The organism is Culturomica massiliensis (genome assembly GCF_900091655.1).
Taxonomy (GTDB): Bacteria; Bacteroidota; Bacteroidia; order Bacteroidales; family Marinifilaceae; genus Culturomica; species Culturomica massiliensis.
Map to the genome: position 1 here is coordinate 1,121,400 of NZ_LT594621.1, position 11,884 is coordinate 1,133,283.

The 11,884-nt window shown below is 43.4% G+C and carries 13 protein-coding genes; 5 read left to right on the forward strand and 8 right to left on the reverse strand.

Features of this window, described 5'->3' with window-relative positions; all coding sequences use genetic code 11:
• Positions 1-2: 2 nt before the first annotated feature.
• The 3 genes from BN8908_RS18125 to rpmB are packed head-to-tail and all read right to left on the reverse strand — an operon-like array spanning position 3 to position 606.
• Positions 3-155 carry a DUF4295 domain-containing protein gene (locus BN8908_RS18125; protein WP_021988895.1) on the reverse strand — a complete coding sequence of 51 codons (153 nt, stop codon included), beginning with the start codon at positions 153-155 and terminating at the stop codon, positions 3-5.
• Between the two features lie 8 nt (positions 156-163).
• Positions 164-352 carry a 50S ribosomal protein L33 gene (gene rpmG / locus BN8908_RS05890; RefSeq protein ID WP_021988896.1) on the reverse strand — a complete coding sequence of 63 codons (189 nt, stop codon included), beginning with the start codon at positions 350-352 and terminating at the stop codon, positions 164-166.
• An 11-nt stretch (positions 353-363) separates the two neighbouring features.
• A complete protein-coding gene (gene rpmB / locus BN8908_RS05895) occupies positions 364-606 on the reverse strand; it encodes a 50S ribosomal protein L28 (protein WP_021988897.1) in 243 nt (80 codons plus the stop codon).
• 346 nt (positions 607-952) lie between these two features.
• Between rpmB and BN8908_RS05900 the strand changes: the two genes are divergently transcribed.
• Complete coding sequence (locus BN8908_RS05900; RefSeq protein WP_021988899.1) at positions 953-3,058, forward strand: M3 family metallopeptidase; 2,106 nt, start codon at positions 953-955, stop codon at positions 3,056-3,058.
• 38 nt (positions 3,059-3,096) lie between these two features.
• Here BN8908_RS05900 and BN8908_RS05905 read toward each other — a convergent pair whose 3' ends face one another.
• Together BN8908_RS05905 and BN8908_RS05910 are read right to left on the reverse strand one after the other, a co-directional pair.
• Positions 3,097-3,507: a PaaI family thioesterase gene (locus BN8908_RS05905; RefSeq protein ID WP_021988900.1), complete on the reverse strand. Its 411-nt coding sequence runs from the start codon at positions 3,505-3,507 to the stop codon at positions 3,097-3,099.
• 15 nt (positions 3,508-3,522) lie between these two features.
• Entirely contained in the window at positions 3,523-3,846 is a 324-nt protein-coding gene (locus tag BN8908_RS05910) for a DUF4491 family protein (protein ID WP_068689623.1), read from the reverse strand.
• 277 nt (positions 3,847-4,123) lie between these two features.
• On the opposite strand from BN8908_RS05910, the gene bcp reads away from it, so the two are divergent.
• The 4 genes from bcp to BN8908_RS05930 all read left to right on the forward strand — a co-directional run bounded on the left by bcp (position 4,124) and on the right by BN8908_RS05930 (position 9,724).
• Positions 4,124-4,576 carry a thioredoxin-dependent thiol peroxidase gene (gene bcp, locus BN8908_RS05915; protein ID WP_021988902.1) on the forward strand — a complete coding sequence of 151 codons (453 nt, stop codon included), beginning with the start codon at positions 4,124-4,126 and terminating at the stop codon, positions 4,574-4,576.
• A 56-nt stretch (positions 4,577-4,632) separates the two neighbouring features.
• Positions 4,633-5,682: a recombinase RecA gene (recA, locus tag BN8908_RS05920; protein WP_068689626.1), complete on the forward strand. Its 1,050-nt coding sequence runs from the start codon at positions 4,633-4,635 to the stop codon at positions 5,680-5,682.
• 149 nt (positions 5,683-5,831) lie between these two features.
• Positions 5,832-7,907, forward strand: coding sequence for a dipeptidyl-peptidase Dpp5 (gene dpp5 / locus BN8908_RS05925; RefSeq protein ID WP_068689628.1), 2,076 nt, complete (start codon positions 5,832-5,834; stop codon positions 7,905-7,907).
• A 182-nt stretch (positions 7,908-8,089) separates the two neighbouring features.
• Positions 8,090-9,724: a dipeptidyl-peptidase 3 family protein gene (locus BN8908_RS05930; protein ID WP_021988905.1), complete on the forward strand. Its 1,635-nt coding sequence runs from the start codon at positions 8,090-8,092 to the stop codon at positions 9,722-9,724.
• 84 nt (positions 9,725-9,808) lie between these two features.
• Here BN8908_RS05930 and BN8908_RS05935 read toward each other — a convergent pair whose 3' ends face one another.
• The 3 genes from BN8908_RS05935 to BN8908_RS05945 form a co-directional block, all read right to left on the reverse strand.
• The gene (locus BN8908_RS05935) at positions 9,809-10,504 is read right to left on the reverse strand and encodes an SGNH/GDSL hydrolase family protein (RefSeq protein ID WP_068689630.1); all 696 of its coding nucleotides are present in this window, start codon (positions 10,502-10,504) and stop codon (positions 9,809-9,811) included.
• Between the two features lie 27 nt (positions 10,505-10,531).
• Positions 10,532-11,311, reverse strand: coding sequence for an inositol monophosphatase family protein (locus tag BN8908_RS05940; RefSeq protein WP_148453219.1), 780 nt, complete (start codon positions 11,309-11,311; stop codon positions 10,532-10,534).
• 208 nt (positions 11,312-11,519) lie between these two features.
• On the reverse strand, positions 11,520-11,777 hold the full coding sequence (locus BN8908_RS05945) for a TIGR03905 family TSCPD domain-containing protein (RefSeq protein WP_021988909.1): 258 nt from the start codon (positions 11,775-11,777) through the stop codon (positions 11,520-11,522).
• Positions 11,778-11,884 lie beyond the last annotated feature (107 nt).

Genomic DNA, 11,884 nt, shown 5'->3' on the forward strand with positions numbered 1-11,884 from the left:
AATTATTTTTTCAAATAAGCCTTTACCTCATCAGTGGTGACCATTTGTTCTCTGAACGTATAGGCACCTGTTTTCGGAGATTTCACCATTTTGATTACTTTAGCGTATCCCCGGCCGTCTCCGGTCTTCAATGTTGCAACAACCTTCTTTGCCATAGTTCAAATTATTTAATTTCTCTGTGTAAAGTTACTTTCTTCAATATCGGATTGTACTTTTTCAGTTCCAATCTCTCCGGAGTATTCTTTCTGTTCTTCGTGGTAATATACCGTGAAGTTCCCGGCATACCGGATTCTTTATGTTCTGTACACTCAAGAATCACCTGTACTCTATTTCCTTTAGCTTTCTTTGCCATCTTCAGTGATTTTAAACATTCTTAATTAATCCATCAGCCGCAGCTTGTTTCAAACAAGCACTGATACCTTTCTTATTGATCAAACGAAGACCAGCAGCAGATACGTTCAAACGAATCCATCTGTCTTCTTCCGGCCAATAAAAATTTCTCTTGAACAGGTTGATAGAAAATGTTCTCTTCACTCTTCTTTTTGAGTGAGATACATTATTACCACCCATTGCTTTCTTTCCGGTTATTTGACAAACTCTTGACATCTCTCAGTAATTTTTTTAAACGCTTTCCAAACAGGTTGCAAATTAAGTACTTTTTATTCACATAATCAAATATACCGAAAAAAAAATCACATTTTTTTATGACAACTCCCAAAATCATTAAACATCCTCCCTTTTCATACTTTACCCAGCACTACCTTAGCGGAACCGACAATGTGAATCATTAGCGGCAACAGCCCGCACAACATCTTTATCTTTCCTCTCCCGAATGTCATTCCATCTCACTTTTTATTTTATTTTTGCAACAGCAACAACACAGTTTAACACGACGGTCAAAGCTCATACAGAAAAAGTCTGCAAGCCTACAACTGTCTTAATCTTAATACTTATGAAAAAAATAACTTATCTGATCTGTTTTGCAGGTATTGTCATGCAGGCCTGTAACAGTGAGGTGAAACAAGACAACCCTTTTCTTAAAGATTTCGATACTCCTTTCGGAGTACCTCCTTTTCATTTGATTCAGAACAAACATTACTTACCGGCTTTTGACGAGGGAATGCGGCAACAAAATGCGGAGATCGAAGCGATACTCAATAATCCGGAAGTTCCGACCTTCGCAAACACAATAGAAGCATTGGAAAAATCAGGACAACTACTCAACAAAGTTTCCGGGGTTTTCATCAACCTGCAAGCTGCAAATACCAGCGACTCTTTGCAGATAGTAGCTGAAACGGTCACGCCCCTGCTTACATCTCACAAAGATGCGATCAATCTGAACGAAAAATTATTCGAACGGGTGAAAACCATATATAATAATAAAGAAAACGAAAATCTGACAACAGAACAAAAGCAGGTACTGGATAAATACTATCAGGGATTTATCCGGGGAGGAGCCAATCTATCACCGGAAGACAAAGAAAAATTCAAAAAAATAAATAATGAACTCTCGGTTCTGACCCTCAAATTCGGAAGCAATCTATTGAAGGAAACCAACAACTACCACTTACTGATCGAAAATGAAAAGGATCTGGCAGGACTTCCCGAAGGAGTAATTGCAGCCGCGGCCGAAACAGCTAAAGCCAACGGACAAGCGGGAAAATGGATGTTTACATTGCACAATCCAAGTATCATGCCTTTCCTGCAATATGCCGATAACCGGGATCTACGTGAACAAATCTACCGGGCCTATACACAAAGAGGCAATAACGACAACGAATACGATAACAAGGAAATCATATCCAAAATCGTTGCTTTGCGTTTACAGAAAGCCAACCTGTTAGGCTTTCCGGATTATGCCAGTTATGTTCTGGATGAAAATATGGCCAAAAATCCGGAAAATGTTTATAAACTATGCCACCAAATCTGGGAGGCAGCTCTGCCCGTCGCCCAAAAAGAAGCCGGAGAGTTACAAAAAATGATTACTCAAACAGGAGGAAATTTCAAACTGGCCCCTTGGGACTGGCGGTATTATGCAGAAAAAGTCAGACAAGCCCAATACGGATTGGATGAAAACGAGCTCCGGCAATATTTTCCTCTGGATAAAGTCAGAGAAGGCGCCTTCTATACTGCCAACAAATTATACGGAATTACTTTCGAGCAACGGAACGATTTACCCCTTCCCCATCCCGAAGCCCTGGCATTCGAAGTAAAGGATGCCGACGGCAGTCCTATCGGAATATATTATGTCGATTACTTCCCTCGTCCGGGTAAAAGTCAGGGAGCCTGGATGGAAGCCTTCCGGCCTCAATCCGGTTTACTCAATTCTACTCCGGTCATTACCAATGTGTGCAACTTTACCAAACCGACCGGAGAAACGCCGGCCCTGTTGACTTTTGACGAAGTACAGACCTTGTTTCATGAATTCGGACATGCTCTTCACGGGTTATTATCCCAATGCACTTACCCCAGTGTAGCAGGCACCAACGTATATCGTGATTTTGTCGAGCTCCCTTCTCAAATCATGGAAAACTGGGCGGCAGACCCGGAAGTATTAAAAGTGTATGCCCGCCATTATAAAACCGGAGCAAATATACCGCAGGCATTGATCGACAAATTGCAAAAAAGCAGTCATTTCAACCAGGGATTCGCTACAACGGAATTTATGGCGGCTGCCTTACTGGACATGGCTTACCATACCCGAAAAACAACCGATCCCATCGATGTGGAAAAATTTGAGAAAGAAACATTGGAAAAACTCGGACTCCTGCCTTCCATCACTGTGCGCTACCGGAGCACCTACTTCGCCCACATATTCGAAGGCACCGATTCCTATGCCTCCGGATATTATGCATACACCTGGGCGGAAGTATTGGATGCCGATGCTTTTGCAGCATTTAAAGAAACCGGAGATATTTTTAACCCGGAAAAAGCAAAGGCTTTCCGAGAATATATCCTTTCAAAAGGCAGCAGCGACGACGCGATGAAACTTTACCTCGCTTTCCGTGGCCAGGAACCGTCAATCGAACCGCTTCTGGAAAGAAGGTTCGGATCTTAATGCATGAATTGGGATTAGAGAGAATTTCTCTCTAATCCCTAATCATTTACGATGATATTCGTTACCCGGCTGACCGTCACCGGAATTCCTGCTTCATCCCGGATTTCAACCTGTACGATATGGGTACGTTTTCCTTTATGGATAAAAACGGCACGTCCGATGACATAGCCTCCCGTGGCCCGCTTTATATGATTTCCGTTAATCTCAATCCCATACACTTTAAATTGCTGTTCCGGAGAGACGGAAACCGAACTGAGCGCTCCGCTTACAGTTTCTGCCAAAGCCATATTGGCTCCGCCATGCATGGCACCGTCAGGACGGCATGTACGATGATCCAAAGGCATCTTTACTTCCAGCCAATCCTCTCCCGCCCCTATAAATTCCATTCCCAGCCACTCCACTAATGTACCCCTGCAAATCTCATTCAATTTTTCGATTACCTCTTCCATAATCCATCCTAATCTTTACTCTTTTGTATTGTATTCTCCCTTTCGTTTCGGATTCATCGGAAACCACCCTTTTTTTACCCGGTCACGTTGTTCGAAAATCTCCAGTATGGTCCAAAAAGAAGAGAATGCAAAAACACCGAGCAATGAAGACCAAAATATCTGTGAAACCCACAGGGCACCGCCGACACCGATAACACCCAATATCAAAAACACCCACCAGCAACGGGTTCCGAAATAATACTCACATTTAATAACAACCGGATGGAATAACCCGATAATTAAAAATGTACATATCCCTATCAATAAACCCGTTAAATTATAATTTTCTATAAATTCCATATCATTGTTATTTTTCAAAGTTTTGCTTTTCCCCCTTCATGCTGTCTTTCCAAACGTTTTATATTTTAAAATCCTAACCTCTCTACCCTAATTCTTTATGTACAAAGGTAATCTTTTTACAGTTTCTACGTCAAATAAAGCCGGTTAAAACCATCGCAATTCGGCAAAATATCCTTACTTTTGTATAGCATGTCATACAGTCTCCGGGGCACAAAATGTCGGGAAAACACTGAGATTTTATGGCTGCATGATTCAGTAACCTTATAAATAATAGACGATGATACAATTAAAAGCAGGTGACAAAGCTCCTTATTTTGAAGGAACAAATCAAGACGGGCAGCACATATCTTTAAATGATTACAAAGGCAAAAAACTGATTTTATATTTCTATCCGAAAGACAACACTTCCGGATGTACGGCAGAAGCTTGCAATTTAAATGATAATTACGCGGATTTGACAGCCAAAGGCTACGAAGTAGTCGGTGTCAGTCCCGACAGTATCGCTTCTCATTTGAAATTCATTGCCAAAAATAATCTGTCATTCAATCTAATCGCCGACACAGACAAAAAAATAGTGGAAGATTATGGCGTATGGGCGGAAAAATCGATGTACGGCAGAAAATATATGGGCGTACTCCGTACGACTTTCATTATCGATGCAAACGGCATTATTGAAAAAGTGATCACGAAAGTGGACACGAAAAACCATGCGGCACAAATTCTGGAATAATACATCCGCAATTTATCAGTAAACTTTAAAATCTACAAATTTTTCAAAATTAATATATGGCAGCTAAAGAAATCAACAAAGACAAATTAAAAGCACTTCAACTTACACTCGATAAAATTGAAAAAAACTTCGGTAAAGGAAGCATCATGAAATTGGGAGATAACGAAGTGGAAGACATCCCGGTCATACCTTCCGGTTCGATTGCCCTGGACAAAGCGCTGGGGGTCGGCGGTTACCCGAAAGGACGTGTAATTGAAATCTACGGTCCGGAATCTTCGGGTAAAACGACCATCGCTATTCACGCTATCGCCGAAGCCCAGAAACAAGGAGGTATTGCTGCAATCATCGACGCGGAACACGCCTTCGACCGTTCATATGCAGAAAAACTGGGCGTAGACACGGAAAACTTATTTATCTCACAACCGGATAACGGAGAACAGGCGTTGGAGATTGCAGACCAGTTAATTCGCTCCGCAGCTATCGACATCATTGTCATCGACTCGGTTGCCGCATTGACTCCAAAAGCAGAAATCGAAGGGGAAATGGGAGACAGTGTTATGGGCCTGCAAGCGCGTTTGATGTCACAGGCATTGCGTAAATTAACCGGAACAATCAGTAAAACCAATACTTGCTGTATTTTTATCAACCAATTGCGGGAAAAAATCGGCGTAATGTTCGGAAACCCGGAAACGACAACCGGAGGTAACGCTCTGAAATTCTATTCCTCCGTACGTCTGGACATCCGGAAAATCGGTCCGATTAAAGACGGCGAAGAAATCCTGGGTAACCATACCCGTGTTAAAGTGGTGAAAAACAAAGTAGCCCCTCCTTTCCGCAAAGCAGAATTCGACATCATGTACGGGGAAGGTATTTCGCTTTCCGGTGAGATCGTAGACCTCGGTGTAGAATATAATGTGATCAAGAAAAGCGGAAGCTGGTTCTCGTACGGAGACAGCAAACTGGGACAAGGCCGGGAAACCGTCAAACAACTGGTCATGGACAATCCGGAACTGGCAGAAGAATTGCGTGCTAAAATCGTGGCAGCCATGAACGGTACGGAGCAACATGAAAACAACGAAACCGAGTCTGCTGCAAAAGCCGAATAAAACTTACAGATATCAGATTGTAAATTGTCTGACAATCCGATTCTGTGTCAGATTCATTTCATCTGAAATCGTAAATCAAAAATATTCCTTATAGCTTCATGACTCTGTTATTTTTTAAATTTAAAATTTAAAATTCACATAAGTGTGCTATGCAAAAAATAATTTATCCTACTTTAATCTTATTATCCCTCATGGCTTGTGATAATAAAAACGAAACGCCAGCTTCCAAAAGCTACAAGACACCGGAAATCAAGCTTACGTCAGACGTCATGACTCCGGATGTACTCTGGTCTTTCGGTCGTGTCAGTACCCCGGCAATCTCTCCCGACGGAACAAAAGCCGTATACAGTATCACATACTTCAATAAGGAAGAAGACCGGTCCTATACCGATTTATACATTATGAATCTGTCCGACGGTAGTGCCGTTCAGATTACCGATACAGATTACAACGAATCCGATCCGACCTGGAGACCGGACGGTCAGAAAATCGCTTACCTGGCCAAAGGACAAGTTTGGGAAATCAATCCCGACGGAAGCGATAACCGGCAGATTACAGATATCAAAGGAGGTATCAACGGTTATCTGTACGCGCCGGATATGAGTAAAATCGCCTATTTCCGGGATGTCAAACTGGAGCCTGCGGTAGAAGATATATATCCGGACCTGCCGAAAGCCAAAGCCCGGATCATCAACGATCAGTTCTATCGTCATTGGAACGATTGGGTGGAAGGCTATTCCCATATCTTTATCGCAGATTACACACCGGCCCGAATCATCACCGACGGTAAAGACATTATGGAAGGTGAAAAATGGGAATCCCCGGTACGTCCCTGGGGAGGTGTCGAGCAACTGGCATGGACGAAAGACGGGAAAAAAATGATTTACACTTCCCGGAAAAAATACGGACTTGACTATGCTTTCTCTACCAATACCGATCTTTACGCATACAATACGGAAGACGGAACAACAACCAACCTGACGGAAGGTATGATGGGATACGATAAAAATCCGGTTATTTCTCCCGACGGCCGGCATATGGCCTGGGAAAGTATGGAGCGGGACGGTTACGAAGCCGACAAAATACGCCTCTTTGTCATGGACCTGACGACAGGAGAAAAGAAAGAATATACCAAAGACTTCGACCAAAATGCAGAGCATCTGGCCTGGGATAATGACAACAACACCATCTGGTTTATTTCCGATCACCACGCCACAGATGAAATCTACTCATTAAATACCACTACAGGAGAAATCAAAAAGCATACGGACGGCATCCACAATTATACCTCTGTTGCCCCGGTAGGCGGTAGTTTGATCACCACCCAGGTATCTATGAGCAAGCCGGCAGAAATTTACCGGACCGATCCGGCTACCGGTAAAGACGAAGAATTGTCTTTCATTAACAAATCCATACTTGATCAACTCGAAATGGGTAAAGTGGAAAAACGTTGGGTGAAAACAACCGACAACAAAGACATGCTGGTATGGATGATCTATCCTCCTCATTTCGATGCCAATAAGAAATATCCGGCAATCCTGTATTGTGAAGGAGGTCCGCAAAGCACAGTCAGCCAGTTCTGGAGTTATCGCTGGAATTTCCAGCAAATGGCAGCTAACGGTTACATCATTGTAGCTCCCAACCGCCGGGGGCTTCCCGGTTTCGGTCAGGAATGGCTGGAACAAATCAGTGGAGATTACTCCGGACAAAACATCCGGGATTACCTGTCGGCCATAGACGATGCCAAAAAAGAACCGTATATTGATGAAAACCGGTTGGGTTGTGTCGGGGCTTCTTACGGCGGATATTCCGTATATTATCTGGCCGGACATCACAATAAACGCTTTAAAGCCTTCATCGCACACTGCGGTATCTTCGATCTCGAAAGCCAATACTGTGAAACAGAAGAAATGTGGTTTGCCAATTGGGACATGGGCGGTGCCCCCTGGGACAAAAACAATAAAATCGCCCAACGTACTTATGCCAACTCTCCGCACAAATTTGTCGGCAACTGGGATACCCCTATACTTGTGATTCACGGACAAAAAGATTACCGCATCGATGTCTCACAGGGTATGTCGGCCTTCAATGCGGCCCGGATGCGTGGTATTCCGGCACAATTCCTATATTTCCCGGAAGAATGCCACTGGGTAACCGGCTGTCAGGACGGCATCCTTTGGCAACGGACATTCAAAGCCTGGCTCGATAAGTGGTTAAAAGAATAAAACTTTGATAACCGCACTTTCACATCGCAAAGGAGAGCGATAAAAAGTGCCCCCTGAAGTCAGCTATGTACTGCCCCCTGAAAGTCAGACACAAACTTTCAGGGGGCATTCATTTATTCCACTACATTATTTTTTATATCTTCGCAAGCAAACAAATCAATTATTAACATCAAATAACAAATATGAAAAAAATAACAATTATGGTGGCAGCAGCACTGGCCCTGGGAGGATGTAAACAAACTCCCCAACAACAAGCCGCTTCCCCTTATCAGCCATTGGCAGACCAATACGCAGAATTTACCCTGACGACAGACGTCAGCAAACTGTCGGAAAACGAGAAAAAAATGCTTCCGATTCTGATGAAAGCGGCAGATATCATGGAAAATATTTTCTGGCAGAATGCCTACGGCAACAAACAGGCACTAATGGATACGGTAACCGATCCTTATCTGAAAAAATACCTGGCAATCAATTACGGTCCGTGGGACCGGCTCAACGGTAATACCCCCTTTATAAAGGGTATCGGTGCAAAACCGCTGGGTGCCAACTTCTACCCTACGGACATGACAACCGAAGAATTCAATGCCCTGCAAGACCCACGTAAAACCGACTGGTATAGCATCCTCCGCCGGGACGAAAACGGTCAACTGAAAGTGCTTTCCTACCACGAAGCCTATCCGGAAGAAGTAAAACAAGCTTCAGAATTATTGAAGCAAGCAGCAGAACTGGCCGAAGATGCCGGACTGAAAAAATACCTCGGACTGCGCGCCGAAGCCTTGCTGACAGATGATTACCTGGCAAGCGATCTGGCTTGGATGGACATGCAGAACAACACGCTCGACATCGTCATCGGTCCGATAGAAACTTACGAAGACGCTCTCTACGGCTACAAAGCCTCACATTCCGGACAAATATTGGTAAAAGACAAAGAATGGAGCCGTAAATTATCACTCTACGCCCAATACCTGCCGAAATTACAGGCAAACTTACCGGTAGCGGAAGCCTATAAAACGGAAAAGGCAAACGCCAACCCGGACATGAATGCCTACGATGTCATTTATTATGCCGGAGACTGCAATGCCGGAAGCAAAAACATCGCTATCAACCTGCCCAACGACCCGCGGGTACACGCAGCCAAGGGAAGCCGCAAACTACAGTTAAAAAATGCTATGCAGGCAAAATTCGACAAGATTTTGGTTCCGATTGCCGGTTTGGTGATTACTCCGGAACAACAAAAACATGTCAAATTCGATGCATTTTTTGAAAATACCATGTTCCATGAGGTGGCCCATGGATTAGGAGTAAATTATACGATCGGCGACAAACAAGACGTACGATCAGCTCTGAAAAACAATTATACCTCCATCGAAGAAGGAAAGGCCGATATTTTAGGGTTATATTGTATTGGCAAACTGACCGAATGGGGCATTATTCAGGACAAAGACCTGATGGACAACTATGTCACCTTCGTTGCAGGCATATTCCGTTCCAGCCGCTTTGGAGCTGCCAGTGCCCACGGCAAAGCCAACATGATGCAATTCGCCCATTTCATGGAAAGCGGTGCCATCAGCCGGAATGAAGAAACCGGTTATTACACCGTAGATTTTGAAAAAATGAAACAAGATATTGCAACAATTGCCGGAGAATATATCACACTGGAAGGAGACGGAGCTTATGAAAAGGCCGGACAATTGATTGCAGAAAAAGGGATTGTCACACCGACCTTACAAAACGACCTCGATAAAATCGCAGGAGCAGGTATTCCGACCGATATCTTTTTCAAACAAGGTATAGATGTGCTCGGATTAAACAATTAAAACCATGGAGAGATTTACGATTTCTGATTTAAGTTCGGCTCTAGTCCTTTTCTTTAAATCAGAAATCGTAAACCCCGGTCAAAACTATTTCACCCTTGACAAAGCTTTTTTCACCGCCTTTTTAGCCAGCGGTTCCATCACATTATAGCCGGCAACATTCGGATGAACCCCATCTTCGGAATATTCTGCCTTCATTCCTTTCTGAGCATCAACGACAGACGTATAATAATCAAGATAAATTGCTCCGTGACGGACTGCATATTTTTTTATCCAGGCATTCAATTCGACAATCTTTTCAGCAGGTTCCAAACCGGGAGCCCACGGATAATCAGCAACGGGCAACACAGAACACAACACGACCTGTATTCCGTTCGCTTGTGCAATCTCGGTCATGGAAGCCAGATTATCCTCTATCATTTCCAACGTAGACGGACCGGTATTCCCGGCAATATCGTTCGTACCGGCCAAAATCACAACAACAGCAGGCTGCAGGGCTATCACATCCTGACGGAAGCGTACCAGCATCTGCGGTGTCGTCTGTCCGCTGATGCCCCGGTTGATGTATTTATTCCCGGAAAAAAACTCCGGACGATTCCGTATCCATCCTTCCGTGATGGAATTCCCCATAAACACCACACGTGATTCATTTCTGGACGGACGCCCCAATTGGAGATTCTCCTCCTTAAAACGGGACAGATTCGCCCAATCCGGACTGCTTTGCGCAACTAATCCTTGTCCGGCAAGCAGTCCGACAAATAAGAGTATACATTTCAACTTCATCCTATTCCTATTAAATTATGATACTTATTATTTTATAATGGCTGCAATTTTTCCAGCCATAACCGGATTCGCTGCAATAATCGAGATATGACGATCTTCCCGGAAAGAACGTACTACTCCTCCCGCTTCTTCGACAATTAAAGCACCGGCACATATATCCCACAAAGACAGATTCAACTCCCAATAACCATCCAGAAATCCGGCAGCCACACAACACAGATCATAAGCAGCCGACCCCATACGCCGCATACCCCTCAACCCCGGCAATATAGCCGCCAGATTCGCAATATTATTAGCCGGATTTGTCCCTTTATCATAGGGAAATCCGGTTCCCAAAACAGAAACATCCAATTCCGTTTTTTCAGACACATGAAGAGGTCGTCCGTTAAAAAACGCTCCCTTTCCTCTCACTGCCGTATATAACTCATTCAAATAAGGAGCATAAACAACTCCAACAACCGTTTTTCCTTTATACTGCAAACCAATCGACACCGTAAAAACCGGAAGTCCCTGGCTGTAGTTATTGGTACCGTCCAAAGGATCGACCACCCAACAAAACTCTCCCTTCCCTTCATGTACCCCGCTTTCTTCTCCCAAAACACTATGTTCCGGAAAACACAACGCTATTTGTTCCAGCAACCAGGTTTCACTTTCTTTATCCGCCCGGGTCACCACATCCGACACATTCGATTTGGTATGTATATCCAATTCATTTCCCCGGAAATACCTCAAATGAATTTTTCCCATTTCTTTCACCCAGCTTATAGCAGACTGTAAAAAAATCTCATTGTCGTAAATGTGTTCCATAATTCTTATATTCTAATTATTCTTTCCCGAGTACAGATTGCAGATTGCAGATTGCAGATTGTAAATTGTAAATTTTAGATTTTAGATTGACGATTCCAATTCAAATAAGATAGAATATCACCTATTCCAATCGTAAAACTGACATCCATTCCCTTACTCACTGACCTTGTATTTCAATCAAAAATCGTAAATCCACAATTCAAAGTACCTACTCTTGTGCTTTCAACTGGCGCAAGGCTTTGGTCAGTTGATCCGGACAGGAAGTCATCTTACTTCCGCAATGTATCCCTTCCAGACGTGCAATCACCTCATCCACCTTCATTCCCTTTATCAACAAAGAAATCCCTTGCAAATTACCGTTGCATCCCCCTTCAAAATATACATCCTCCACAATCCCGTCCTCCACAACAATATCGATAAACACCGAACAGACACCGTTTGTCGTATAATGTATTGTCTTCTTCATCGTTAATCCATCTTTAATTTGACATATAATTTTCCGTTATTCTTATTCATGATGATTTTTGATTTAAACTCCAGCTCCATCTAAAATCTTCCCCCTCTCAAAACACC

Bases quoted from the DNA above. Each gene is read 5' to 3' on its own strand.
- bcp (WP_021988902.1), top strand. From the start codon at position 4,124: ATGATACAATTAAAAGCAGGTGACAAAGCTCCTTATTTTGAAGGAACA.
- dpp5 (WP_068689628.1), top strand. From the start codon at position 5,832: ATGCAAAAAATAATTTATCCTACTTTAATCTTATTATCCCTCATGGCT.
- BN8908_RS05905 (WP_021988900.1), bottom strand. From the start codon at position 3,507: ATGGAAGAGGTAATCGAAAAATTGAATGAGATTTGCAGGGGTACATTA.
- BN8908_RS18125 (WP_021988895.1), bottom strand. From the start codon at position 155: ATGGCAAAGAAGGTTGTTGCAACATTGAAGACCGGAGACGGCCGGGGA.
- rpmG (WP_021988896.1), bottom strand. From the start codon at position 352: ATGGCAAAGAAAGCTAAAGGAAATAGAGTACAGGTGATTCTTGAGTGT.
- BN8908_RS05940 (WP_148453219.1), bottom strand. From the start codon at position 11,311: ATGGAACACATTTACGACAATGAGATTTTTTTACAGTCTGCTATAAGC.
- BN8908_RS05910 (WP_068689623.1), bottom strand. From the start codon at position 3,846: ATGGAATTTATAGAAAATTATAATTTAACGGGTTTATTGATAGGGATA.
- BN8908_RS05900 (WP_021988899.1), top strand. From the start codon at position 953: ATGAAAAAAATAACTTATCTGATCTGTTTTGCAGGTATTGTCATGCAG.
- BN8908_RS05935 (WP_068689630.1), bottom strand. From the start codon at position 10,504: ATGAAGTTGAAATGTATACTCTTATTTGTCGGACTGCTTGCCGGACAA.
- recA (WP_068689626.1), top strand. From the start codon at position 4,633: ATGGCAGCTAAAGAAATCAACAAAGACAAATTAAAAGCACTTCAACTT.
- BN8908_RS05930 (WP_021988905.1), top strand. From the start codon at position 8,090: ATGAAAAAAATAACAATTATGGTGGCAGCAGCACTGGCCCTGGGAGGA.
- BN8908_RS05945 (WP_021988909.1), bottom strand. From the start codon at position 11,777: ATGAAGAAGACAATACATTATACGACAAACGGTGTCTGTTCGGTGTTT.
- rpmB (WP_021988897.1), bottom strand. From the start codon at position 606: ATGTCAAGAGTTTGTCAAATAACCGGAAAGAAAGCAATGGGTGGTAAT.